A 24,864-nucleotide genomic window follows, 5' to 3' on the forward strand; every position below is an offset into this window, starting at 1 on the left:
TGGCGCAGCGACGACCGTCGCTGCGCCCGGTGACAATATTAGAGAATATAGTGACTCAGGTCCTCGTCACGGCTGACATCGCCGAGCTGGGAGTCCACGTAGGCCTTGTCGATGCTGATCCGCTCGCCGCTGCGATCGGCCGCCGAGTAGGAGAGCTCTTCGAGCAGGCGCTCCATCATCGTATGCAGGCGGCGGGCGCCAATATTCTCGGTGGTTTCGTTGACCTGGAACGCCAGCTCCGCCAGGCGGGCGATGCCGTCTTCGGTGAACTCGATATTCACCCCTTCGGTGGCCAGCAGCGCTTTGTACTGCTCGGTCAGCGACGCCTTGGGTTCGGTCAGGATGCGGCGGAAATCCTCCGGCGTCAGTGCCTGCAGCTCGACCCGGATCGGCAGGCGGCCCTGCAGCTCCGGGATCAGGTCGGACGGCCGTGCCAGGTGGAAAGCGCCGGAGGCGATGAACAGGATATGGTCGGTGCGTACCATGCCGTACTTGGTGCTGACGGTGCAGCCCTCGATCAGCGGCAGCAGGTCGCGCTGCACCCCCTCGCGGGAGACATCGGCACCGCCGCTCTCGGCACGCTTGCACACCTTGTCGATCTCGTCGAGGAACACGATGCCGTTTTGCTCGACCCGTTCCACCGCCTGCTGCTTGATCTCCTCCTCCTTGACCAGGCCGGCGGCTTCCTCGTCGGTGAGCAGCTTGAACGCCTCCTTAACCTTGATCCGGCGGCTCTGCTTGCGCCCCTGACCCAGGTTGGAGAACAGGTTCTGCAGCTGGCTGGTCATCTCCTCCATCCCCGGCGGCGACATGATCTCGACACCGACCTGGGGCTGGGCCACCTCGATCTCGATCTCCTTGTCGTCTAGCTGCCCTTCGCGCAGCTTCTTGCGGAAGATCTGGCGGGTGGCGGAGTCGCTCTTGCTCGGCGCTTCGCTGTCGAAGCCGGTGCTGCGGGCCTGCGGCAGCAAGGCGTCGAGAATGCGCTCCTCGGCCAGCTCCTCGGCGCGGAAGCGGTGCTTCTCCATCGCCTGTTCGCGCACCATCTTCAGCGACATCTCCACCAGATCGCGGATGATGGTCTCCACATCGCGGCCGACATAGCCCACTTCGGTAAACTTGGTCGCTTCCACCTTGATGAACGGCGCGTTGGCCAGTTTCGCCAGGCGGCGGGCGATCTCGGTCTTGCCGACCCCGGTGGGGCCGATCATCAGAATGTTTTTCGGCGTCACTTCCGGGCGCAGCTCCTCGTCGAGCTGCATCCGGCGCCAGCGGTTGCGCAGGGCGATGGCGACGGAGCGCTTGGCCTCATCCTGACCGACGATATGGCGGTTCAGCTCGGATACGATTTCGCGTGGGGTCATGTTGGACATGGCGTTCTCCTCAGCCGGCCGTTTCGAGCTGTTCGATGGTCAGGTTGTCATTGGTGAAGACGCAGATGCCGGCGGCGATGTGCAGGCTCTTCTCCACGATATCACGGGCGCTGAGATCGGTGTTGTCGACCAGCGCGCGGGCGGCGGCGAGGGCGTAGTTGCCGCCGGAGCCGATGGCGATGACGCCATCCTCCGGCTCGATGATGTCACCGCTGCCGGAGATCAGGAAGGTCTTGTCCTTGTTGGCGACCAGCATCAGCGCCTCCAGGCGGCGCAGCACCCGGTCGGAACGCCACTCGCGGGCGAGCTGGATTACGGCGGTGATGATGTTGCCCTGGTGCTTGTCCAGTTGCTGTTCGAACAGATCGCGCAGGGTGATGGCATCGGCAGTGCTGCCCGCGAAACCGGTGATGACCTGATGCTTGGCCAATACATTCACCTTGCGCGCGCTGCCTTTCATTACGGTGTTGCCGAGCGAGACTTGGCCGTCGCCGCCAACGACGACCTGATTGCCGCGGCGAACGGATACGATGGTTGTCATGACAGAGGATTCCCTGTTTTGCGTTGAATACAGGGGATATGGATGCGCGGCGGGCTATTTCAAGGGGGGGGGACGGAATTCGCCCGGCCGCCGCCGGAGATGCGCTTATTCAGCGCGTATCTCCAGCGGGTGGATATTCAAGGTATACAACTTGTTGGTCGCCTGGTTGACCTCGGCGCGGGTGTTGAACGGGCCGGTACGGACCCGGTACCAGATGCCGTTGCTGCCTTCGGTGCGGCTGGTGCTGACGTTGGGCAGCCCGGCCAGGATCATCTGTGCGCGCATCTGCTCGGCATCGTCGGCGTTGCGGAACGAGCCGGCCTGCAGCAGGATCTTGGTCTCCAATTTGGCGGTTTTCGGCGTCGACTTGTACGCCGATATTTCGGGTGTCTCCACCGTGCTCTTCGGCAGCATCTTGTAGAACTCGAAGCGCTCGCCACTCTTTTCGCTGCTCTTTTCGCCGCTGTCGGGCGTCGGTTCCGCCTTGACCGCCGGTTTGGCCGGAGCGGGTTTCTCCACCTTGGCGACCGGGGCGGCCACCGGGGCTTTCGCCGCCGGTGCGCCGCCCGGGGTCTGGATCAGCAGGTAGATCAGCACGCCGAGGCCGCCGAGCGCGATCAGCGAGAGCAGCGCCAGCCCCCAGGGGCGACGTGGCGGTGGTGGCGGCTGCTTGCGCGGTGGCGCCTTGCGACTGGCCGAGCTGCTGGCGCGGCGTTTCTGTGCGTAGTCCTGTCGAGCCATGGTGGTTTACATCTGCTCCGGTGCGCTGACGCCGAGCAGGGTCAGGCCGTTGGCCAGCACCTGGCGCACGGCCACGCTGAGGGTCAGGCGGGCGTTGCGCAGTTCGGCATCGTCGATCAGCATCTTGTGCGCGTTGTAGTAGGTGTGGAAGTCACCGGCCAGATCGCGCAGGTAGTTCGCCAGTAGGTGCGGCTCGTAGTTGAGCGCGGCGTTCTGCAGCAGTTCCGGATACTTGCTCAGCGTGGTGACCAGATCCTTCTCCGCTTCGGTATCGAGGCGGGTCAGGTTCTTCAACCCGGCGTCCTGTATCCAGGCCATGCCCTGCTGCTCCAGCTTGCGCAGGACAGAGCAGACGCGGGCGTGGGCGTACTGGATGTAGTACACCGGGTTGTCCTTGGACTCGGACTTGGCCAGATCCAGGTCGAAATCCATGTGCTGGTCCGCCTTGCGCGTCACGTAGAAGAAGCGGCAGGCATCGGCTCCGACCTCTTCGCGCAGCTCGCGCAGGGTGACAAAGGAGCCGGAGCGGGTGGACATCTGCACCCGCTCACCGCCGCGGTAGAGGATGGCGAACTGTACCAGCTTGACCACCAGACGCTCCGGGTCGTAACCCAGCGCCTGGATCGCCGCCTTGACGCGGGTGATATAGCCGTGATGGTCGGCACCCCAGATATTCACCACCTGATCGAAACCGCGCTCGAACTTGTTCATGTGGTAGGCGATATCGGAGGCGAAGTAGGTGGTCTGGCCGTTGGCGCGCTTGACCACGCGGTCCTTGTCATCGCCGAAATCGGTGGAGCGGAACCAGAGGTTGCCCTCCTTTTCGTACAGGTGGCCCTTCTCCTGCAGCGACTGCAGTGCCTTGTCCACGTCGCCGTTGCTGGTCAGCGAGCGCTCGGAGAACCAGACCTGATAGTCGGCGCCGAACTCACCCAGATCCTCGCGGATATCGCTGAGAATGGAGTCGAGACCGGCATCGAATACCAGGGTGTAGTCGTCGCCGAGCATCGCCTGGGCACGCTCGATCAGCGCATCTATATGCAGCTCCTTGTCGCCGCCGGCGGGCTCATCCGGGGTGATGTCGGCGAACAGTTCGGCAACCGGGCGCGCGAAACGGTCGCCGTAGCTCTTGTTCAGATCATGGGCGATATCGCGGATATAGTGGCCCTGGTAGCCGTTGGCCGGGAAGCTCAGCTCGCCGTCGAGCAGCTCCAGGTAGCGCAGCCAGACACTGACCGCAAGGATGTTCATCTGCCGGCCGGCGTCGTTGACGTAATACTCGCGCTCCACCTGCACACCGGCAGCTTCGAGGAGGTCGGATACGGTGGCGCCGTAGGCGGCACCGCGGCCGTGACCGACGTGCAGCGGGCCGGTGGGGTTGGCGGAGACGAACTCGACCTGGACCCGCGGGCCGGCGTTCCGCGCGGCACGGCCGAACTGCTCACCCTGCTCGAGGATCTGACCGATCACGGCATAGGCGGAGGCTTGGGTGATGAAAAAGTTGATGAAGCCGGGCCCGGCGATCTCGGTCTTTTCGACACTGTCGGAGGCAGGCAGGGCGGCGCAGAGCTTCTGCGCCAGCTCACGCGGGTTGCATCGCGCCGGCTTGGCCAGGGTCAGGGCAATATTGCTGGCGAAGTCGCCGTGTGCCTTGTCACGGGTGTTTTCGACCATGATATTGGGCTGAATATCGTCCGGCAGCGTGCCGTCGGCGATCAGTGTCTTGAGTCCTGTATCGATCAGCTGTGCGATAAGTTCTTTCATCAACGTACCCTGAAGGGTGAATAGGGTTTCGGGCCGGCGAGCGGCGAAGCTTGGCAGCCATGCCGAAGCCTGCAAGCCAGGATGACGACCCCGGAAAACCGGGCATTATATCGCCCGGATGTGGGGGAATGCCAATCGGATTCTGTGACCATCGAGCGTCAGGACGATCCTCAATAGTTGTCGATCGGGTCCACATCCAGTACCCAGCGTACGCGGCGCCCCTGAGGATGCTGCTGAGCCGTTAGGATCAGTGCATCCAGCCAAGTGTGCAGGGCGCCGCGCTGGGCAGCGGTGATCAGCAGCTGGGCGCGGAACAGGCCGCCCCGCTTCTCCATCGGTGACGGGAAGGGGCCGATCAGCTGCACCCCGGCGGGCAGGTCGCGCTGCTCGCGGACCTGTCGGCCCAGTTCGAGCAGGAACTGCTCCGCCCAGCCCTGACGCGTCGCCTCGCCGCGCAGCAGCGCGTGATAGGTGAACGGGGGCAGGGCCGCGGCGTGGCGCAGCCGCATCTCCTGGGCAGCAAAACTGAGGTAGTGGCTGCCGATCAGTGTCTGCAGCATCGGGTGTTCCGCATGCAGGGTCTGCAGCAGCACCTCACCCGGGTGCTCGGCGCGGCCGGCACGGCCCGCCACCTGCAGGATCAGCTGCGCGGTGCGCTCCATGCCACGGAAGTCGGCACTGAACAGCCCGGCATCGGCATCGAGGATGGCAACCAGGGTGACCAGCGGGAAGTGGTGGCCCTTGGCCAGCATCTGGGTGCCGATCAGGATGCAGGGTTCGCCGCTGTGTACCTGGTGCATAATCTTTTCCAGCGCCGCCTTGCGCGTGGTGCTGTCGCGGTCGACGCGCAATACCGGGACATTGGGAAAGTGGCGTTTCAGTGCATCCTCGGCGCGCTCGGTGCCGATGCCGAGCGGGCGTAGCTCGCTGCTGCCGCAGTGGGCGCAGGCGCGAGGGATAGGGGTCTGGCGGTCGCAGTGGTGGCAGTGCAGGTGCGGCGGTGTGCGGTGCAGGGTCATATGCGCATCGCAGCGTGTGCAGTCGACGACGGTGCCGCACTGGTTACAGATCAGCGACGGGGAAAAACCACGCCGATTCAGAAACAGCATCACCTGGGTGCCGGCTGCCAGATGCCGGTGCATACGTCGGATCAGCTCCTGCGAGAGTCCGGCATCGAGCGGCTGCTGGCGAATATCGAGCAGTTCGAACCGGGGCGCGATGGCGTTACCGGCTCGCTTGGTCAGATTGAGCTGCTGGTAGCGCCCGCTCTGGGCGTTATGCAGTGTTTCCAGTGCCGGGGTGGCGCTGCCCAGGATAATCGGAATCTGTTCGCGGCTGGCGCGGACCACGGCCAGGTCGCGGGCGTGGTAACGGAAACCGTCCTGCTGTTTGAACGAGCTGTCGTGCTCCTCGTCGACGATGATCAGGCCGGGATGCTGCAGCGGGGTGAAGATCGCCGAGCGGGTGCCGATGATGATGCGCGCGCTGCCCTGGCGCGCGTGCAGCCAGGTATCCAGGCGCTCGCGGTCGGTCAGATTGGAGTGCAGCGCGTGAACGGGGACGCGAAAACGGCTGCGAAAGCGGGCCAGGGTCTGGGGTGTCAACCCGATTTCGGGCACCAGTACCAGTGCCTGCTTGCCGGCCTTGAGCGTCTGTTCGATCGCCTGCAGGTAGATCTCTGTTTTGCCCGAGCCGGTGACACCGTATAAAAGGAAGGGCGTGAACCCCTGGGCGCAGGCGATCTTCTCCATCGCATCCGCTTGCTCATCGTGCAGTACCAGCTTCGGTTCGCGCAGCAGCTGATCCGGTGCAATCGGCGCAGTGTTGACAGGCTGGTTCTGGAACGCCTCCGCCAGCTGCTTCTCGGCCAGCGTTTTCAACAGCGGTGTATGGCCGCCCTCGGCGCGAATCGCATCCGGGCTGATGCCATGAGGGTGCTCGAGCAGTATCTGCAGTAGCTCCCGTTGGCGGTGGGCGGTGGTGCTGAGACTGGCCGTGTCGGCGCCGGGTGTGGCGCGCCAGAGGGTGGCGTGGGCGAATTCGGCCGGCCTGCCCTGGCGCAGCATGACCGGCAGCAGCTGGATCAGGGCGTCTCCAACCGGATGTTGGTAGTAGCGGGCGGCCCAGTGCCCCAGTTCGAGCAGGGGTGGATCCAGTACCGGCTCGCTATCGAGTATCTCGTGTATGGGTTTGAGTTTGGCCAGCGGCAGGTCGCTCTGTTCCGGCGTATCGACGATCAGACCGATCATCTCGCGAGGGCCGAACGGCACGCGAACCCGGCAGCCTCTGCACGGCGGCGTGTCCAGGCGGCTCAGTGGCAGCTGGTAGTCGAACAGCCGATGCAGCGGCGTGGGCAGGGCGATGCGCAATATCACGTGGCGGGTTCCAGGCTGGCGGGTCGGTCGCAGCGCCCTAGTCTAAGTAAGTTTGCCGGCCGATTAAACTCCCATGGTAGCTTGCGACGACCGGTGGCTGTACGTATAATGCCCGGCCTTATCCTTTGTGATGCAGAATAAGCTACAGAGCAGCCATGTCGCTACGACGCTGTTTCTGTCGATCGTGCGGTGCTCAGCGCAATATTAGGATGCGATGGGTGGCGGCACATTAAACAACGATTCGAGGTTTGACATGAAAGCTGGTATCCATCCGGAATACACTGAAATCAAGGTTACCTGTTCCTGCGGTAACGTGATGAACACTCGCTCTACCCTGGGTGAAGCAGAGATGCTGGTCGACGTTTGCAGCCAGTGCCACCCGTTCTACACCGGTAAGCAGAAAGAAGCGACCTCCGGTGGCCGCGTAGACCGCTTCAACAAGCGTTTTGGCGCTCGTTCACTGAAGAAGTAATTCGATCGGCCATGCTGCTGATACTGAAAAAGGCACTCCATTGGAGTGCCTTTTTTATTGTCCTGGTTCCGTTGTCGCAGCCGGTTATTGCCGGGTGTGCTTTGCCGCCTGTCGAACGGCAGGCAAAGGTTTCCAGCGTGGTCGATGGCGATACCTTGCGTATGGTCGACGGGGATTCGGTGCGTCTGATTGGCGTCAATACGCCGGAGATCGGACGCAAGGGGCGTTCGGATCAGCCCGGTGCCCGCGAAGCGTACCGGATGCTTGAGCGCTGGGTTCAGGGGCGGATGCTGGGGGTGGTCGAGGGTGAAGAGCCCAGAGATCGCTATGGTCGACTGCTGGCGTATCTGTCGCTGGACGGGGAGCCGTTGTCGGAGCGTCTGGTCCGCGAGGGGCTGGGCTACGCGATCGCGATTCCGCCCAACCTGCTCTTGAGCGATTGCCTGTTCGAAGCGGAACAGCAGGCGAGGCGGCAACGGTTGGGGCTTTGGCGTGATGATCCGGTGCGTTCCGCTGCGTCGGTCAATAGCGCGGGTTTCGCTCTGGTTGCGGGCGGGGTAAGCAAGCTGGATCTTACCCGAAACGCGCTCTATCTCGAGGTTGACGACCATCTGGTGCTCAGGATTGATCGTGATCTGATCGAGCCGGATGCCGAGGCTTGGCTGCGGACTCTGTTGCACAGAAGGATCGAGGTGCGGGGCTGGATCGTGGACCGGGGGCGCAATCTCAAACCCGGTCGAAAGCGCTGGTTGATCGGGGTCAGCGATCTCCGTCATATGAAACTGATCGGTGGATGACGCACTGGGGTCCGTGGTTGTCGCTTATATCGCCTTTCTATATGATGCAAGCTCTCCATATGCAACCTTAGTGGAAAAAAGCAACCATGTCTCAAGAATTCAAACAAGCGGCTCTTGATTACCACGAGTTTCCGCGTCCCGGTAAGATCAGTGTAGAGCTGACGACACCTGCTGAGACTGCCCGTGACCTCTCTCTGGCATACTCTCCGGGCGTCGCAGAACCGGTTCGTGAAATCGCCAAGGATCCGGATGCGGCTTATCGCTACACTGCCAAAGGTAACCTGGTTGCCGTTATCTCCAACGGAAGTGCGATTCTGGGTCTGGGTGATCTTGGCCCGCTGGCGTCCAAGCCGGTTATGGAAGGTAAGGCATTGCTGTTCAAGCGCTTTGCCGGTGTCGACTCGATCGATATCGAGGTCGATGCCGAAAGTCCGCAGGCCTTTATCGATACCGTGGCGCGTATTGCCGATACTTTTGGTGGTATCAACCTCGAAGATATCAAGGCGCCGGAGTGTTTCGAGATCGAGCGCGCGCTGATCGAGCGCTGCAAGATTCCGGTATTTCATGACGACCAGCACGGTACAGCTATCGTAACCGCCGCCGGTATGATCAACGCTCTCGAACTGGCCGGTAAGAAGCTGGAAGAAGCGCGGATCGTATGTCTGGGCGCTGGTGCCGCTGCCAGTGCCTGTATGAAGCTGCTGATCAATATGGGCGCCAAGGTCGAAAATATCTACATGATCGACCGCAAGGGCGTGATCCACTCCGGTCGCGATGACCTGACGCCGGAGAAGGCAGCCTTTGCCACCGAAACCGATCTGCGTACGCTGGATCAGGCGATCGAAGGCGCGGATGTGTTCGTCGGTCTGTCCGGTCCGAACCTGCTGTCGGCGGAAAACCTGCTGAAGATGGCGGAAAATCCGATCGTGTTTGCTTGCTCCAACCCGGATCCGGAGATCGCCTATGATCTGGCCAAGGCGACCCGCTCCGACCTGATCATGGCGACCGGCCGTTCCGACTACCCGAACCAGGTCAACAACGTACTGGGCTTCCCCTACATCTTCCGTGGTGCGCTGGATGTGCGTGCGACGGCAATTAACGAAGAGATGAAGGCGGCTGCCGTGCGTGCGCTGGCAGATCTGGCCAAACAGCCGGTTACCGAAGAGGTGCTCAAAGCTTATGGTCTGGACTCTCTGGAGTTCGGGCGTGAGTATATTCTGCCGAAGGCAACTGACTCGCGTCTGCGTGGGGCGGTTTCCTATGCCGTAGCTCAGGCTGCCATCGATACCGGTGTTGCCCGCCTGCCGCTGCCGGCCAGCTACACTCAGTAAGCGAGATCGACACAAAAAAACCAGCTTTCGAGCTGGTTTTTTTGTGTCCGGCATTCCGCTATACAGCGCTTTTTATTAGCCGCCCAGACCGAATATCTGCTCCGTTGTCGGCGGTGCGAGCTTCTCCTCCGGGCTTTGTGCGTGATCGGTCGGCAGCTGTTCGGAGCGGAAATACTCCCTGATTGCATCGGTCTGGCCCGGGTAGGCGAGTTTGCCGGTGGCGGGGTCGATCAGTGCGCTGATAACGCCCTCTGGCGCTGAGGGGGCGCTCTCCGGTGTGTCCTTGAGTGCATCGCGCATAAAATCGATCCAGATCGGCAGTGCAGCGCTGCTGCCGTATTCCCGGCGTCCAAGCGGAGCAGGTTGATCGAAGCCGACCCAAGCGGTGGCCACCAGCGTCCGGTTGAAACCGCTGAACCAGGCGTCCTTCTGATCATTGGTGGTGCCGGTCTTGCCGGCTAGATCGCTGCGGTTCAGCACCAGTGCGCGCCGACCGGTACCCCGATTGATGACATCCTGCATCACGTTGTAGATCAGGAAGGCTGATTCCGGTGTGATGATGCGTGGAGCCGCGCCCTCCGTGTCGCTGTACTGCACAACCGGCCCTGGCCGCTCTTCGCTGGAGTCGTCGTTGCTGTCAGCGGCCGCATAGCGGCACTGCGGGCAGGCTTTGAGGGGTGATGCCTCAAACAGCGTGTCGCCTTCGGCGCTCTCGAGGCGTGCGATCAGGTAGGGCGCGATCTTGAAACCGCCGTTGGCAAAACTGGCGTAGCCGGTCACCACCTGCATCGGCGTTGCGTCGGCACTGCCTAGAGCCAGTGACAGATTTTGTGGCAGTCGCTCGGGCGAGAAACCGAAGCGCAGGATGAAGTCGCGTGCCTTGTCGATGCCGAGTGAGCGCATCAGGCGGATCGATACCAGGTTGCGGGAGCGATACAGGGCTTCTCTGAGCCTGGTTGGACCGCCAAAGGTGCCGTTGTCGTTCTCGGGGCGCCAGTTGCTCTCGAGACTGACGTCGTGGAACACCACGGGCGCATCGTTGATGATCGATGCGGGGGTAAAGCCATATTCGAGTGCCGCGGTATACAGGAAAGGCTTGATATTGGAGCCGGGCTGGCGATAGGCCTGGATCGCACGGTTGAATTTGTTAAGCGCGAAGCTGAATCCGCCGCTGAGCGCTTTAATGCCGCCATTGTTGGGGTCGAGCGCAATGATGGCACCCTGAACTTTCGGGATTTGACTCAGCTTCCAGCCATCGCTGGTGTTGATGACTCTGACCAGATCGCCGACGCTCAGGATGTCGGCCGGTTTCTTCGGCTCGGGGCCTGCGTAGTTGACGCTTTTGTAGGGGCTGGCCCAGCGCATTCCGTCCCAGCTGAGCTGAATTTCGCCCGCTTCCTTGCTTAGCAGGGTGGCACTGTCGCTGCCAACCTGTGTCACCAGGGCGGGGATCAGTCCGCCAAAAACGGCCGTCTTGTCCAGCAGTTTCAGCTGCTCCGCTTTGGGTAGGGCGCTGGTGTCATATTGATGTTCGGGGCCGTGGTAGCCGTGCCGTTCGCTGTAGGCGATCAGCCCATTGCGCAGGGCGGATGCGGCGCTCTCCTGCAGTTGGCTGTCAATGGTGGTGATGACGCTGAGGCCTTCGGTGTAGAGATCCTCGCCGTACTGCTCATAGAGCTCGGCGCGTACCATCTCGGCGATATAGGGCGCCTGGAGTTCGATGTCACTGCCGTGGTAGCTGGCGGTGACGGGTTGAGCGACCGCCTCCTGGTAGCGGGTCTGGTCGATGTAGCCCAGGCTGAGCATGCGTCCGAGGATCCAGTCTCGACGTTCCAGTGCGCGCTTGGGGTTGGACAGCGGGTTGTAAGCCGAGGGTGCCTTCGGCAGGCCCGCGATCATGGCCAGCTGTGCTAGGCTCAAGTCTTTGATCGACTGGCCGTAATATACCGTAGAGGCGGCCTGTATGCCGTAAGCGCGGTGGCCAAGGTAGATCTTGTTGATATACAGCTCGAGAATCTCCTCCTTGCTGAGCTCCTGCTCGATGCGCAGTGCCAGGAGAATCTCCATGAACTTGCGGCTGAACGTGCGCTCACGGGTCAGGAAGAAGTTTTTCGCGACCTGCATGGTGATAGTGGATCCACCGCTCTGGATCTGGCCGGTGCTGGCGAGCTGAAAGGCCGCGCGGAACAGGCCGATGATGTCGATACCTATGTGCTCGAAGAAGCGGGAGTCCTCGGCAGCCTGCAGCGCATGGACGAAATCCTCGGGTATTTCGTCGTAGTCGATCGGTGTGCGCCGCTTTTCGCCGAACTCGGCTATCAGTTTATGATCCGCGGAGTAAACGCGAAGCGGCGTCTGAAAGCGGACCTCGCGAAGGGTTTCAACGTCGGGCAGTTGAGGCGCGAAATAGTAGTAGATACCTGCGGTGGCAATCAGGAGTGCAACCAGACCGGCGGCGGTCAGTACACTCAGCCATTTGAATATTTTGTGAAAAATTCGCATGCTAGCCCTGATGGGGTGGATTATTCTTGAGCCTGAGCATTATATCGGTACTGAAAGCTTGGCCTCTAGTGAACAACAGTTTAAATTCTTCATCATTGAGACTAAAGTGACGCTTGGAGTGTTGCTTAGAGATATAAGGAAAGTGTCGTGGTCAGCTTGTTCGGTAATAAAAATGCTGGCTGGGTGGGCGTTGACATAGGCTCTTCATCCGTCAAGCTGGTCTCCCTTTCTCAGCATGGGCGCGACTATCAGGTCGACGCTTACGCCGTAGTGCCTCTGCCGCCCAGTGCCGTAGTGGACGGTACTGTCGAGAATCAGGGCGAGGTGTCCGATGCCATTGAGCGCGGGCTTAAAATCTGTGGTAACAAACTCAAGCACGCGGTTGTCGCGGTGCCTTCGTCGGCAGTCATAACCAAACGCCTGGAGATCAGTAACGCATTTTCCGATCTGGAGCTTGAGGAGCAGGTCAAGATCGAGGCTGACCAGTTCATCCCCTATGCGCTTGATGAGGTCGCTCTCGACTTCGAGGTGGTCGGGCCGGTCGAACATCATCCGACCTTGAACGAGATCCTCTTGGTCGCTTGCCGACGCGACGATGTGTCCAGTCGTGAGGAAGCGGTCAACGGCGCTCAGCTGCAGTGCGAAATCGTCGATGTCGATACCTTCGTCATGGAGCGGCTGCTGCCGCTGCTGGAGGGTTACACGCCCGAGGCGTTGATCGGTCTGGTCGATATCGGTGCATCGACACTGACGCTCAATGTGTTCCGCGGCGGTAAAATTATCTACAACCGCGAACAGGCCTTCGGCGGGAACGAGCTGACCAATGCGATACATCAGCAATACGGTCTTGAGGTCAGCGAGGTTGAGCAGAAGCTGCGCAACGGCAGCCTGGATGAAGAGATTGTCGAGATGCTGGTGATGCCGTTTCGGCAGTCGGTTATCCAGCAAGTGTCCCGTGCACTGCAGTTTTTCTACTCTTCAGGGGCTCAGAATCAGCTTTCCGAACTCTATCTCGCGGGGGGAACCGCGGGCATAGGTGGCTTGGCGGAACTGATGCAGGAGGAGATCGGAGTCCCTGCAAAAGTTGTCAATCCGTTTTCAACTATTCGCGTTGGCCCTCGCCTGAATCAGGATCGTCTGATCAATGATGCGCCGATGCTGGCCAAGGCTTGCGGCCTTGCGCTGAGAAGCTTTGACAGGTAGGGAAGGGATATATGGCGCGTATTAACCTCAGGCCCTGGCGAGAGGAACGAGACGCCAGACTGCAGAAACGGTTTGTCGGCAATCTGGCGGCCGCCGCGGTGCTAGGGGCGCTGACGGTGTTTGGCATCAGCTATTACTACGATATGCAGATGGACCGGCAGCAGGCGCGTAATAATTATGTGCGCTCCGAAATCTCCAAGCTGGACAAGAAAATAGCCGAGATCAAGGAGCTCAAGCGTCAGCGTGAGCGGCTGCTCGAGCGACTCAACGCGATTCAGGAGTTGCAGGGCAATCGTCCGCTGATCGTGCGTAACTTCGATGAGCTGGTGCGGGTACTGCCGGATGGGTTGTATTACAGTTCATTGTCGCGCTCGGGCGATCGCATTGCCATTAATGGCCTGGCTGAGCTTAACAACGATGTATCCAGCCTGATGCGCAATCTGAATGACTCGATCTGGTTCGGTGAGCCCAGTTTGTCTCAAGTTCGGGCTGCGAAGGGTATGCGAGATTTCAATCTCGCGGTACCGCTGACAAAACCCAAGGCGGAGGAGACCGATAAGTGAGCGCATCGATGGATGGTCTGAAAAACGCCTTCAAGGGGTTTGATCCCAATGATATGGACATCAATTCAGCCGGAAGCTGGCCTGTTGGTGTCAAAGCGGTCGTTTATCTACTGCTGTTCGCAGCGATTGTCGGTGCCGGTATCTACTTCCTGATCATGGACAAGCACCAATCGGTTGAGCGCGAGATCGTCAAGGAGCAGGAGCTCAAGCAGCAGTTCGAATCCAAGGCCTTCCAGGTAGCCAACCTTGCGGCGCTACGCAAGCAGATGGCCGATGTGGAGGGGCGCTTCGCCGAGCTGTTGAAACAACTGCCGACCGATAAAGAGGTGCCGGGGCTGTTGGAGGACATTACCGCTATCGGCAAGAGTGCCGGCCTCGATATCGACACTATCGCGTTGCAGGCGGAGCGCAAGGCTCAGTTTTATGTCGAACTGCCGATCAGTATTCAGGTGCGCGGCACCTATCACCAGATGGGGGAGTTCGTCAGTGGCGTTGCCGCGATCAAGCGAATCGTGACGTTGCATGATTACTCGCTCAAACCGTCCGGTAATGGCCAGTTGTCAATGAACATCAGTGCAAAGACCTATCGTTATGATGATACGAAGTGAACCCGTGAAAGCACATGGCGTGCGGCATCGTACCTGGCTGGCACTGTCGTTCTCGGCACTGCTGACTACCGGTTGCCTCTGGGTGGAGGATACGGCCGATCTGCGTCAGTTCGTATCGGCTACGCTGGCCAAACCGGGTGGCAAGATCGAGCCATTACCGGAGTTTAAGCCCTATGAGAGTTTCGTTTACGAGGGCTCCAGTCTGCGCGATCCGTTCAAACCCTTGGTGCCGGAGTCTGAGGCGGATAAGCTTGCCGGGCCAGATTCCGGTATCAAGCCCGATCAGGACCGGCCCAAGGACTACCTCGAAGAGTTTGCCATCGATCAGCTCAGTATGGTGGGGACCATTACCCCGTTGGGCTCCCAGGCACTTTATGCGCTGGTGCGGGATAACAAGGGTGAGATCCATCGCGTGACCGTGGGCGATCACATGGGGTTGGACTACGGGGAAGTGGTTGAAGTGAACAACCAGACGATAAAGTTGGTCGAGATTATATCGAATGGCCGGGGTGGTTGGATGACGCGTCCACGTAACCTGGCGATGCCGGAGCAGGAATAACGAGGGATGCTGACTGTGAATAGACTCAACGAATGTGAAAAAGGTCGGTTGCTGTCCCGCGCCGCGTCTTGGATTTCAGGGGTGGTTCTAGCTGCACTGGCGGTATCGTTTACCTCACCGGTATGGGCCCAGGATGCTCAACTCAAGGACTCATCCTTCGTTGCCCTGCCGGGTAATAAGCTGGAGGTGCGATTCGATTTCGATCAGCCGCCACCTGCGCCGAAAGCGTACATGATCGATAGCCCGCCCCGGTTTGTCATGGATTTCTGGGGTGTCAGTAATGAGCTTGGCGTGCGTCAGATGGATGTGCAGTCCGGTCAGGTGGATTCTCTGAGCTTTGCACAGGCCGAGGGGCGGTTGCGCGTCGTGACCAATCTTAACGAGCCGGCTCAGTACCGTACCTTCACCGACGGCAACAGTCTGTTTATCGAATTCTCTGCTACCGGCAGCACAGTGGCTGCCGAAGCACCCATTGCTGCTCCGAAGCCGGTTGCAGGCCCCCGTATGCCGGCGATGCCGGATGATCGCACCCGCGTGCAGGGGATAGATTTCGAGCGCATCGAAGGTAACCAGGGTCGCGTTGTGATCACCATGAGTGACGATGAGGCCGGCCTGGATATCTTCGAAGAGGGCAACAACGTTGTGCTCAACCTGATCGGTGCCGGGTTGTCCGACAACCTTGAACAACGCGTGGATGTGCAGGATTTCGCTACCCCGGTGATGTTTATCGATTCCATGGTCAGCGGCGAAAATACCACGATCCTGATCAAGCCTTCGGCCGAGCCCTATGACTATATGGCGTACCAGACCGGTAACCAGCTGTTCGTCGATTTCAAGCCGTTGACCACTCAGGAGCAGGCGGATGCGCGTGATCTCTTCCCCTACAGTGGCGAGAAGATCGATCTGAATTTCCAGGATGTATCCGTACGCTCCATTCTGCAGATCATCGCTGAGGTTGCCGAGATGAACCTGGTGATCAGCGATGCGGTGGATAGCAGTGCCGGCAATATCACCCTGCGCCTGAAGAATGTGCCCTGGGACCAGGCGTTGGATATCATCCTCAAGACCAAGGGATTGGATAAGCGCGAAGTGGGCAACGTGCTGATGATCGGAACCTCCAGCGAGATCGCCGCGAGGGAGAAGGAGGAGCTGGAGAGCCAGCAGCAGGTACAGGAGTTGGCGCCGCTGGTGACTGACTATGTACAGGTCGATTTCCGCCGGGCTTCCGAACTGAAAAACTACATCGAGACGGCAAAATTGATCTCCGAGCGCGGCTTCGTCCTTGCCGATGATCAGACCAACGTGCTGATGATCCGCGAGACAGCGGCGCAGATCGAGGAGATTCGACGCACCCTGCGCAAGTTCGATGTTGAGGTCGCGCAGATACTGATCGAGGCCCGTGTTGTTACCGCATCGTCCAGTTTTGAGAAAAACCTGGGTATTCGCTGGGCCGGTACTGCGGTCGGTAGTATCAATGGCAATGAAACATACTTCACCAATGCCCTGAACAATAACGATATGCTGGTTGATCTCGGCGTGTCGGCCACCTCCGGTTTTGAGGTCGGCTTTATCAGCAGCAACTTCGCGATCGCAGCGGAGCTGACTGCTCTGCAGAGTGACGGGGTGGTTGAGATTGTGTCTCAGCCGAAGGTGATTACCACCAACGGTACTGAGGCGACCATCGAATCCGGTCAGGAGGTGCCCTATCAGGTTATTGAAGAGGACAAAACGACCATCGAATTCAAGGATGCGTTGTTGAGCCTGAAGGTTACCCCGCAGGTAAACCCGGGAGACCGCATTTCACTGGATCTCGTGATCAACGAGGATTCCCTCGGCCAGATCCTTGAAAACGGTGAGCGCGCGATCAATAAAAACCAGGTCGAAACATCGGTTGTGGTCAATGATGGCGATACGGTTGTGCTTGGTGGCGTGTTCCGCAAGGAGACTCGTAACTCGGTAAACAAGGTTCCGCTGCTTGGCGATATTCCGGTCGTAGGCAACCTGTTCAAGAGCCGGCAGCAGTCAGACTCTAAAGAAGAGCTGCTGATCTTCATCACGCCGAAACTGGTTCGTGAGTCACTGACGGTCAGATAGTAGTAAAGGTAAAGCTGTAGTTGAACGTTTTTCTTATTGGCCCTATGGGCTCTGGAAAGAGCACCATAGGGCGTTTGCTTTCACATGAGCTTGGCCAGGAATTTATCGACTCGGACAAGGCGATTGAGGAGAGGGCTGGAGCCGATATCCCCTGGATCTTCGATGTAGAGGGCGAGACCGGCTTTCGTAATCGTGAACAGGCGGTTATCGACCAGCTCACTCAATCGAGCCAGATCGTTCTGGCAACAGGCGGGGGCGCGGTACTGCGGCCTGAGAACCGGCACAACCTTCAGTCGCGCGGCTTCGTCGTTTATCTGCAAACGTCTGTAGATCAGCAGTTGGAAAGGACCGCGCGAGACCGCAACCGGCCGCTGTTGCAGAATGACGATCCCCGTGGGGTACTGGAAAAGCTGATGGTTGAGCGCGATCCTCTGTATCGTGAATGTTGCGACCTGATCGTAAAGACCGACCGGCGACATCCGCGAAGCGTTGTGTCCGAGATTGTGCGTCATCTCAATAAACAGGCCGCTTTGTCCCACCCCGTATGACCCTTTACCCGGAGATGTTCCGACCATGCTGACCTTGACTGTGGATCTCGGCGATCGCAGCTACCCCATCTATATCGGAAACGGCCTGCTGGATGACGCTTTGTTGGCCCGGCATGTGCGCGGGCGCCAGGTCATGATCGTCAGTAATGAAACCGTGGCGCCGCTCTATCTGGATCAGGTGGTCGCGCAACTGGGTGATCTCAGTGTCGACAGCGTCATCCTGCCAGATGGTGAGGCGTATAAGGATCTTGATCATCTGAATCTGATCTTCGATGCCTTGCTGGACAAGCGACATAACCGAACCACCACGCTGATAGCGCTCGGCGGTGGCGTGGTTGGGGATATGACCGGGTTTGCGGCTGCCAGCTATCAGCGTGGCGTCAACTTTATCCAGATTCCCACCACGCTTCTGTCCCAGGTGGACTCCTCTGTCGGCGGCAAGACCGGCGTCAATCACGCCAAGGGCAAGAACATGATCGGCGCCTTTCACCAGCCAGTAGCGGTGCTGGCGGATACTGGCGTGTTAACGAGTCTGCCCGACCGGGAGCTTTCGGCCGGCTTGGCTGAAGTGATCAAGTACGGCTTGATCTATGACGCGGAGTTCTTTGACTGGCTTGAGCAGAACATAGAACGATTGCGTGCGCAGGATGCCGAGGCGCTGACCCATGCGATCTACCGGGCTTGCCAGATCAAGGCCGAGGTGGTCGCTCAGGATGAGCGTGAGTCCGGCGTGCGTGCACTGTTGAACCTGGGGCATACCTTCGGCCACGCCATCGAAACCGCGCAGGGTTACGGTACCTGGTTGCATGGCGAGGCGGTGGGTACTGGGATGTTGATGGCAGCCGATCTGTCCGCACGTTGCGGTTGGCTGACCGCCGGTGACGTGGAGCGGGTGCGAAACCTGATTATGGCGGCTGGTCTTCCGGTTGAAGCTCCGGCTGAGATGACACCCGAGCAGTTCAGGCAACTCATGTCGGTCGACAAGAAGGTGCTGGATGGCCGCATCCGTCTCGTGCTGATGCACGCTATTGGCGATGCAGTGGTGACGGAGGCGTTCGATCCAGTACTCCTGAATGAAACATTAAGCGCGGGCCCGCGGCTCGGTCAGTTTTAATCCAAGGTAGCAGTATATGGATCCGCTGGCGCGTTACTTTGAGCCTGTATCTCGAGTGCAGTTGGCATCGAAGATGCGTCATCTCCTGCGTTTTTCCGACCTTATGCTGCTTATCATCGGTGTGGATGGAAGTGGTAAATCCACTCTGCTTCAGCAGTTGGAGGTCGATGAGCGCACTGACGACGTTCGCCGTGCGTCGATATCCTGCGATGATACGGTGGATGTCACGCGTCTGCTGTCGTCGCTGGTCTCGGCACTGCAGATCGATTGTCCGGCCGATGCCGATAATCGGACTCGGCTGAGAGCCTTGCACGGCCTCAGTCGAGATCTTCATGAAGCGGGTGTCCCGCTGCTGCTGATAATCGACGATGCCGATTATCTGACCAATAACGCGCTTGAACTGCTGACCAATTTTGCCTTGCTGGATGAGGCCGCGCCGAGAGTCGTGTTGACCGGCACGCCGGATTTCGAACAGCGTTTCATCGGTAATGGTCTGGATCAGCAGCTCGATGGGCGCTTGCATGTGCAGCTCCTGAGTGCTTTCGAGCCGCAGGAGTCCCGCGAGTATATAGAGTCCCTGCTGCCTCCCGGTACCGAGCTTTCCGCGCGCAAAATGCGCCGCCTGATCGATGAGTCCCAGGGGCTTCCAGGACGGCTCGCCGCCGGGGTGCGTCGCCAGATCCAGCAGGGCGGTATAACGCGGGGTAGTGCCCGATCTTTCCCTTTGCCGGGTCTGCATGCGGCGGCAATTGGTGGGGTGCTGCTGGTCATCCTCGCCGCATCGGTCTGGTTGTATCTGCCGGAACCTGAGCCTGAGACGGAACAAACCGCGCGAGTGGTGATGCCGATCGAAATCCCGGCGGCCGCGGTTGAGGATGAGGTCAGGGTTGTCGATGTGCGTTCGGAACTGCAACAGAAGTTGGCGGAGCAGGAACGCCGACTGGAGTCGCAAGCGGAAGACCCGGTGTCGGTGGTGCCTGCACCGGTGACTGCTGAAGCGGGGCGGGTGGTTGACGATGGGGGGCAGGATAGTCCGGCTGATGGAGCAGACCCTGCAACCGGGCAAGTAGCCGCTGCAGAGCAGCCGGCGGCGTCGGAGCGGACAGTCGAGCCGGTCAAGGCGGCGCCTGTCGAGGCTGCTGGAACGTCGGTGGCTGCAGTAGATGTGCCGAAGGCGAGCAATCAGACAGCGAGGAGCGTCGCTGAAGAGAAGCCAGCTGCAGAATCTGCGAACCCTGGATCGAGTGTCCTGCTCCGGTCCGACGAGTTGCTGCAGTGGCCCGACAAAGGCTATACGCTGCAGTTGCTGGGTGCTCGTGAGGCCGCCAGTGTCGAACAGTTCATCAAGGCGCAGTCCAGCCCGGAGCGTTTCTACTATTTCAGAACGATCTACAAAGGTGCGCCCTGGCATGTGGTGGTCTACGGGCAGTTTTCTGACCGTGCATCGGCAATGGCGGCGGTGCAAACCCTGCCTGAGGCTCTGCGCAAGCTTAGACCTTGGGCCAGATCGATCGCCGGTGTAAAGTCCGATATACGAAAACAATAGTTTGCCGAGGGTAAAGCACGGTAGAGATCAATAAAATAATAATAAAATATCGAATCTTGATTTAAATTCAAAAAATATCCCCGTTTGAGCCTTTGTTGGCAAAGGCTTTCGCTTCTGCTTGTCCTGGTCAAAATTTGTCCCGGCGCTTCTCCACGTGTAGAATTGCTCTCCCTTTTCGTCCGTGCAACCTGACATCGGGAAAAGAGATAGAAGTTAATATATTGATTTTTTTGGTTTTTTAGTGGGATTGGCTTATGAGCAAAGGTCTGTTTCGCCCCGGTGAATTCAAGGATAACTGTGGCTTTGGCTTGATGGCACATATGCAGGGCCAGGCGAGTCACGGTGTGCTTGAGAAAGCGATCGAAGCGCTTGCCTGCATGACGCATCGCGGCGGTATCGCTGCCGATGGCAAAACCGGTGACGGCTGCGGTCTGCTGATGCAGATGCCGCAGAGCTTCATGCGTGCGGTTGTTCGCGAAGAGTTAGGCGTCGAGCTGGCAGAGCTCTTTGCGGTGGGCATGGTGTTCCTGTCGCGCGAGGCCGCCCAGGCGCAAGTGGCACGAGACACTCTGGATCGCGAATTGAAAGCGCAGGGGCTGGACGTTGCCGGCTGGCGAGTGGTGCCGACCGATCAGGCCTGTCTGGGGCCGATCGCCCGCGACACCCTGCCGCAGATCGAGCAGGTGATCGTCAATGCCGCCGACAAGAGCGAGCGAGAGCTGACCGTCGGCCTGTTCACCGCCCGTCGCAAGGCCGAAATCGCGCTGGCCGAGGATCCCGACTTCTACATCTGTACCCTGTCTCACAAGGTGGTCGGTTACAAGGGCCTGATGATGCCGGTCGACCTGCCGGTATTCTACAAGGACCTGGCCGATCCGCGCCTGGAAACGGCGGTCTGTACCTATCATCAGCGTTTCTCCACCAATACCGCCCCGCGCTGGCCGCTGGCGCAGCCGTTTCGCTTCCTCGCTCACAACGGTGAGATCAACACTGTCGAGGGTAACCGCAACTGGGCACGTGCACGTGCACCCAAGTTCGTTACTCCCGAACTGCCGAACCTGAACGAGCTGCAGCCGATCGTCAACACCACCGGCTCCGACTCCTCCAGCATGGATAACATGCTCGAGTTCCTGCTGGTCGGCGGCATGGACCTGTACCGCGCTGTGCGCATGATCGTACCGCCGGCCTGGCAGAACGTGGATACCATGGACTCCGAGCTGCGTGCGTTCTACGAGTACAACTCGATGCACATGGAGCCCTGGGACGGCCCCGCCGGCATGGTGATGACCGACGGCCGTTATGCGGTCTGTATGCTCGACCGTAACGGTCTGCGTCCGTCACGCTGGGTAATGACCAATGACGGCATGATCTGTACCGCGTCCGAGATCGGTGTGTTCCACTACGAGCCCGCCGATATCGTCGCTCAGGGCCGTGTCGGACCGGGCCAGATCCTGGCGATCGACACCCAGACCGGTGAGGTGCTGCACACCGCCGATGTGGATAACCGCCTCAAGACCGCCAAGCCCTACAAGCAGTGGCTGAAGGAGAACTCCCTGCGGCTTGAGAACACGATGAACCTGACCGAAGAGTCGCGCTCCTTCCCCGAGATGAGCACCGAAGAGGTGCGCACTCACATGAAGATGTTCAACGTGACCTTCGAAGAGCGCGACCAGATCATCCGTCCGCTCGGTGAGACCGGTATGGAAGCGGTCGGCTCCATGGGCGATGACAAGCCGATGGCGGTGCTGTCGCAGCAGATCCGCTCGCCCTACGATTACTTCCGTCAGCAGTTCGCGCAGGTGACCAACCCGCCGATCGACCCGCTGCGCGAAGCGATCGTGATGTCGCTGGAAACCTGCCTGGGCCGTGAACGCAACGTGTTCGAGGAGACGCCGGAGCATGCCCGTCGCGTTATCCTGACCATGCCTGTGCTCTCCGCCAGCAAGTTCAACCGCATTCGCGACAACAACATCGAAGGCTTCGAACCGACTATCCTGGATCTGAACTACGATCCGAGCCAGCTGAGCCTGAAGCAGGCGATCGAGAACCTCTGCGACGCGTCTGAACAGGCGGTGCGCGACGGCAAGGTGATCCTGATCCTGTCCGATGCCAACATTCGCCAGGGTTATCTGCCGATCCATGCGGCCATGGCCACCGGTGCGGTGCACCATCGCCTGGTCGACAAGGGCCTGCGTACCGATGCCAACATCGTGGTCGAAACCGGCACCGCCCGCGACCCGCACCACTTTGCCGTACTCTTCGGCTTCGGCGCGACCGCGGTTTACCCCTACCTGGTCTACCGGGTACTGAACGACCTCTGCCGTACCGGTGAACTGCTGATGCAGCCGCTGGACAGCCACGAGAAATATCGCAAGGGTATCGACAAGGGGTTGTTCAAGATCCTGTCCAAGATGGGTATCTCCGCCATCGCGTCTTATCGTGGCGCCCAGCTGTTCGAAGCGGTGGGCCTGAGCACCGAGATCGTCGATCTCTGCTTCAAGGGCGTGACCAGCCGTATCGAGGGTGCCCGTTTCGAGCACTTCCAGGCCGATCAGGCCGAACTGGCCAAAGAGGCCTGGACCACGCGCAAGCCGATCCGTCCCGGCGGCCTGCTGAAGTACAAGTTCGAGGGCGAATACCACGCCTACAACCCGGACGTGGTCAAGACCATCCACGAAGCGGTCAGCACCGGCAGCAAGGCGGCATATCAGCGCTACGCCGATCTGATCAACAACCGCGGTGTTGCCACCCTGCGCGACCTGCTGACCTTCCGCAAGGATATCAAGCCGATCTCCCTCGACGAGGTGGAGCCGGTGGAAGCGCTGTTCCCGCGCTTCGACTCCGCGGCCATGTCCCTCGGCGCGCTGTCGCCGGAGGCGCACGAGGCGCTGGCGATGGCGATGAACGAGCTGGGCGGACGCTCCAACTCCGGCGAGGGTGGTGAAGACCCGGCCCGCCACGGCACCAACAAGCGCTCCAAGATCAAGCAGATCGCCTCCGGCCGCTTCGGGGTAACCCCGGAGTATCTGGTCAACGCCGACGTCATGCAGATCAAGGTGGCGCAGGGCGCCAAGCCCGGTGAGGGCGGCCAGCTGCCGGGCGGCAAGGTCAACGACCTGATCGCCCGTCTGCGCTACTCGGTGCCCGGCGTGACACTGATCTCGCCGCCGCCGCACCACGATATCTACTCGATCGAGGATCTGGCGCAGCTGATCTTCGACCTGAAGCAGGTCAATCCGGAGGGGCAGGTATCGGTCAAGCTGGTATCGCGCCCCGGTGTCGGCACCATCGCCTGCGGCGTGGCCAAGGCCTATGCCGACCTGATCACCATCTCCGGTTACGACGGCGGTACCGCAGCATCGCCGCTGACTTCGATCCACTACGCCGGCTCCCCCTGGGAGCTGGGCCTGGTCGATGCGCACCAGTCGCTGCGTGCCAACCACCTGCGTGGCAAGATCCGCCTGCAGACGGATGGCGGTCTGAAGTCCGGTCTGGACGTGGTCAAGGCCGCGATCCTCGGTGCCGAGAGTTTCGGTTTCGGCACCATGCCGATGGTGGCGCTGGGCTGTAAGTACCTGCGTATCTGTCACCTGAACAACTGCGCCACCGGTGTTGCCACGCAGAACGACGAGCTGCGTCGCGATCACTTCCGCGGCACCGTGGAGATGGTCAAGAACTACTTCCGCTTTGTCGCCGAAGAGACCCGCGAGTGGATGGCCAAGCTCGGCGTGCGCACGCTGGAGGAGCTGGTCGGTCGCGTCGATCTGCTCGAGGCACTGGAAGGGGTTACCGAGCGTCAGCGCGGACTGGACCTGTCCGGCCTGATCAGCGATGCCGGCATCCCGGCTGAGTATCCGCAGACCGTGCAGCAGCATCGCAACGAGCCGTACGATACCGGCGAGCTGAACACCCGGATGCTGGAGCTGGCCAAGGACTCCATCGAGCACAAGTCCGGTGGCAGCTGGGAACTGGATATCTGCAACTGCGACCGCTCCGTCGGTGCCCGTACCTCCGGCGCCATCGCCAAGCTGTACGGCAATCTGGGCATGGTCGACACGCCGATCGAGTTCAACTTCCGCGGCCATGCCGGTCAGTCGTTCGGCGTCTGGAACGCCGGTGGCCAGAACCTGTACCTGGAAGGGGATGCCAACGACTATGTCGGCAAGGGCATGGCCGGCGGCAAGATCGTGATCCGTCCGTTCAAGGAGGTCAGCTTCAAGTCCAACGAGACGGCGATCATCGGTAACACCTGTCTGTACGGTGGCACCGGCGGTAAGCTGTTCGCAGCCGGTACCGCGGGCGAGCGCTTCGCGGTGCGTAACTCCGGTGTGCACGCGGTTATCGAAGGCGCCGGCGATCACTGCTGTGAATACATGACCGGCGGCCTGGTTACCGTACTCGGTTCCACCGGCTACAACTTCGGTGCCGGTATGACCGGGGGCTTTGCCTATGTGCTCGATCAGGATCGCAGCTTCGTCGACAAGTACAACCATGAACTGGTCGAGATCCACCGTATCCATACCGAGCAGATGGAGCAGTACAAGAACCACCTGCGCTCGGTGATCATCGAGTTTACCCGGGAAACCGGCAGCGCCTGGGGTCAGGAGATCGTTGAGAACTTCATCGATTACATCGGTCTGTTCTGGCTGGTCAAACCCAAGGCCGCGAGCCTGAACCAGCTGCTCGACAACATGCGTAAGCGTCCGGAATAAACGGCGCACGCCGATACGTTT

General features: G+C 60.1%; 18 protein-coding genes. 12 read left to right on the forward strand and 6 right to left on the reverse strand.

Features of this window, described 5'->3' with window-relative positions:
• Nucleotides 1-38: 38 nt before the first annotated feature.
• The 5 genes from hslU to KQ940_RS04895 all read right to left on the reverse strand — a co-directional run bounded on the left by hslU (nt 39) and on the right by KQ940_RS04895 (nt 6,794).
• On the reverse strand, nt 39-1,373 hold the full coding sequence (hslU, locus tag KQ940_RS04875) for an ATP-dependent protease ATPase subunit HslU (RefSeq protein ID WP_217412311.1): 1,335 nt from the start codon (nt 1,371-1,373) through the stop codon (nt 39-41).
• A 10-nt stretch (nt 1,374-1,383) separates the two neighbouring features.
• Nucleotides 1,384-1,914, reverse strand: coding sequence for an ATP-dependent protease subunit HslV (hslV, locus tag KQ940_RS04880; protein WP_217412312.1), 531 nt, complete (start codon nt 1,912-1,914; stop codon nt 1,384-1,386).
• 105 nt (nt 1,915-2,019) lie between these two features.
• Nucleotides 2,020-2,655, reverse strand: coding sequence for an SPOR domain-containing protein (locus KQ940_RS04885; RefSeq protein WP_217412313.1), 636 nt, complete (start codon nt 2,653-2,655; stop codon nt 2,020-2,022).
• Nucleotides 2,656-2,661: 6 nt separating this feature from the next.
• Nucleotides 2,662-4,419: an arginine--tRNA ligase gene (gene argS / locus KQ940_RS04890; protein ID WP_217412314.1), complete on the reverse strand. Its 1,758-nt coding sequence runs from the start codon at nt 4,417-4,419 to the stop codon at nt 2,662-2,664.
• Nucleotides 4,420-4,589: 170 nt separating this feature from the next.
• Nucleotides 4,590-6,794 carry a primosomal protein N' gene (locus tag KQ940_RS04895; RefSeq protein WP_217412315.1) on the reverse strand — a complete coding sequence of 735 codons (2,205 nt, stop codon included), beginning with the start codon at nt 6,792-6,794 and terminating at the stop codon, nt 4,590-4,592.
• Between the two features lie 253 nt (nt 6,795-7,047).
• Between KQ940_RS04895 and rpmE the strand changes: the two genes are divergently transcribed.
• The 3 genes from rpmE to KQ940_RS04910 all read left to right on the forward strand — a co-directional run bounded on the left by rpmE (nt 7,048) and on the right by KQ940_RS04910 (nt 9,394).
• A complete protein-coding gene (gene rpmE / locus KQ940_RS04900) occupies nt 7,048-7,266 on the forward strand; it encodes a 50S ribosomal protein L31 (protein ID WP_217412316.1) in 219 nt (72 codons plus the stop codon).
• An 11-nt stretch (nt 7,267-7,277) separates the two neighbouring features.
• Nucleotides 7,278-8,063, forward strand: a complete 786-nt coding sequence (locus KQ940_RS04905) for a thermonuclease family protein (RefSeq protein ID WP_217412317.1) — start codon at nt 7,278-7,280, stop codon at nt 8,061-8,063.
• Between the two features lie 86 nt (nt 8,064-8,149).
• Nucleotides 8,150-9,394, forward strand: coding sequence for a malic enzyme-like NAD(P)-binding protein (locus tag KQ940_RS04910; RefSeq protein ID WP_217412318.1), 1,245 nt, complete (start codon nt 8,150-8,152; stop codon nt 9,392-9,394).
• Between the two features lie 75 nt (nt 9,395-9,469).
• Here KQ940_RS04910 and KQ940_RS04915 read toward each other — a convergent pair whose 3' ends face one another.
• Complete coding sequence (locus tag KQ940_RS04915) at nt 9,470-11,896, reverse strand: penicillin-binding protein 1A (RefSeq protein ID WP_217412319.1); 2,427 nt, start codon at nt 11,894-11,896, stop codon at nt 9,470-9,472.
• Nucleotides 11,897-12,043: 147 nt separating this feature from the next.
• Here KQ940_RS04915 and pilM point away from each other — a divergent pair, with 147 nt between their 5' ends.
• The 9 genes from pilM (at nt 12,044) to gltB (ending at nt 24,843) form a co-directional block, all read left to right on the forward strand.
• A complete protein-coding gene (gene pilM, locus KQ940_RS04920; protein WP_217412320.1) occupies nt 12,044-13,099 on the forward strand; it encodes a type IV pilus assembly protein PilM in 1,056 nt (351 codons plus the stop codon).
• An 11-nt stretch (nt 13,100-13,110) separates the two neighbouring features.
• Nucleotides 13,111-13,662, forward strand: coding sequence for a PilN domain-containing protein (locus KQ940_RS04925; protein WP_217412321.1), 552 nt, complete (start codon nt 13,111-13,113; stop codon nt 13,660-13,662).
• Complete coding sequence (locus tag KQ940_RS04930; RefSeq protein ID WP_343222616.1) at nt 13,659-14,270, forward strand: type IV pilus inner membrane component PilO; 612 nt, start codon at nt 13,659-13,661, stop codon at nt 14,268-14,270. The genes KQ940_RS04925 and KQ940_RS04930 overlap by 4 nt, the downstream gene beginning before the upstream one ends.
• A complete protein-coding gene (locus KQ940_RS04935) occupies nt 14,254-14,829 on the forward strand; it encodes a pilus assembly protein PilP (RefSeq protein WP_246589739.1) in 576 nt (191 codons plus the stop codon). Before KQ940_RS04930 ends, KQ940_RS04935 begins: the two co-directional genes overlap by 17 nt.
• Before the next feature lie 6 nt (nt 14,830-14,835).
• A complete protein-coding gene (locus KQ940_RS04940; protein WP_217412322.1) occupies nt 14,836-16,923 on the forward strand; it encodes a type IV pilus secretin PilQ in 2,088 nt (695 codons plus the stop codon).
• 44 nt (nt 16,924-16,967) lie between these two features.
• A complete protein-coding gene (gene aroK, locus KQ940_RS04945; protein WP_217412467.1) occupies nt 16,968-17,471 on the forward strand; it encodes a shikimate kinase AroK in 504 nt (167 codons plus the stop codon).
• A 25-nt stretch (nt 17,472-17,496) separates the two neighbouring features.
• Nucleotides 17,497-18,585 (forward strand): 3-dehydroquinate synthase, encoded by a 1,089-nt coding sequence (gene aroB, locus KQ940_RS04950; RefSeq protein WP_217412323.1) that lies wholly within the window; start codon nt 17,497-17,499, stop codon nt 18,583-18,585.
• A 73-nt stretch (nt 18,586-18,658) separates the two neighbouring features.
• A complete protein-coding gene (locus KQ940_RS04955) occupies nt 18,659-20,131 on the forward strand; it encodes an AAA family ATPase (protein ID WP_217412324.1) in 1,473 nt (490 codons plus the stop codon).
• Nucleotides 20,132-20,385: 254 nt separating this feature from the next.
• Nucleotides 20,386-24,843, forward strand: a complete 4,458-nt coding sequence (gltB, locus tag KQ940_RS04960) for a glutamate synthase large subunit (protein WP_217412325.1) — start codon at nt 20,386-20,388, stop codon at nt 24,841-24,843.
• Nucleotides 24,844-24,864 lie beyond the last annotated feature (21 nt).

It is taken from the genome of Marinobacterium ramblicola, assembly GCF_019084545.1.
Taxonomy (GTDB): Bacteria; Pseudomonadota; Gammaproteobacteria; order Pseudomonadales; family Balneatricaceae; genus Marinobacterium_D; species Marinobacterium_D ramblicola.

Coding starts and splice junctions, on each gene's coding strand:
- hslU (WP_217412311.1), bottom strand. CDS start 1,373: ATGTCCAACATGACCCCACGCGAAATCGTATCCGAGCTGAACCGCCAT.
- hslV (WP_217412312.1), bottom strand. CDS start 1,914: ATGACAACCATCGTATCCGTTCGCCGCGGCAATCAGGTCGTCGTTGGC.
- KQ940_RS04885 (WP_217412313.1), bottom strand. CDS start 2,655: ATGGCTCGACAGGACTACGCACAGAAACGCCGCGCCAGCAGCTCGGCC.
- argS (WP_217412314.1), bottom strand. CDS start 4,419: ATGAAAGAACTTATCGCACAGCTGATCGATACAGGACTCAAGACACTG.
- rpmE (WP_217412316.1), top strand. CDS start 7,048: ATGAAAGCTGGTATCCATCCGGAATACACTGAAATCAAGGTTACCTGT.
- KQ940_RS04905 (WP_217412317.1), top strand. CDS start 7,278: ATGCTGCTGATACTGAAAAAGGCACTCCATTGGAGTGCCTTTTTTATT.
- KQ940_RS04910 (WP_217412318.1), top strand. CDS start 8,150: ATGTCTCAAGAATTCAAACAAGCGGCTCTTGATTACCACGAGTTTCCG.
- KQ940_RS04915 (WP_217412319.1), bottom strand. CDS start 11,896: ATGCGAATTTTTCACAAAATATTCAAATGGCTGAGTGTACTGACCGCC.
- KQ940_RS04925 (WP_217412321.1), top strand. CDS start 13,111: ATGGCGCGTATTAACCTCAGGCCCTGGCGAGAGGAACGAGACGCCAGA.
- KQ940_RS04935 (WP_246589739.1), top strand. CDS start 14,254: ATGATGATACGAAGTGAACCCGTGAAAGCACATGGCGTGCGGCATCGT.
- KQ940_RS04940 (WP_217412322.1), top strand. CDS start 14,836: ATGCTGACTGTGAATAGACTCAACGAATGTGAAAAAGGTCGGTTGCTG.
- aroK (WP_217412467.1), top strand. CDS start 16,968: ATGGGCTCTGGAAAGAGCACCATAGGGCGTTTGCTTTCACATGAGCTT.
- aroB (WP_217412323.1), top strand. CDS start 17,497: ATGCTGACCTTGACTGTGGATCTCGGCGATCGCAGCTACCCCATCTAT.
- KQ940_RS04955 (WP_217412324.1), top strand. CDS start 18,659: ATGCGTCATCTCCTGCGTTTTTCCGACCTTATGCTGCTTATCATCGGT.
- gltB (WP_217412325.1), top strand. CDS start 20,386: ATGAGCAAAGGTCTGTTTCGCCCCGGTGAATTCAAGGATAACTGTGGC.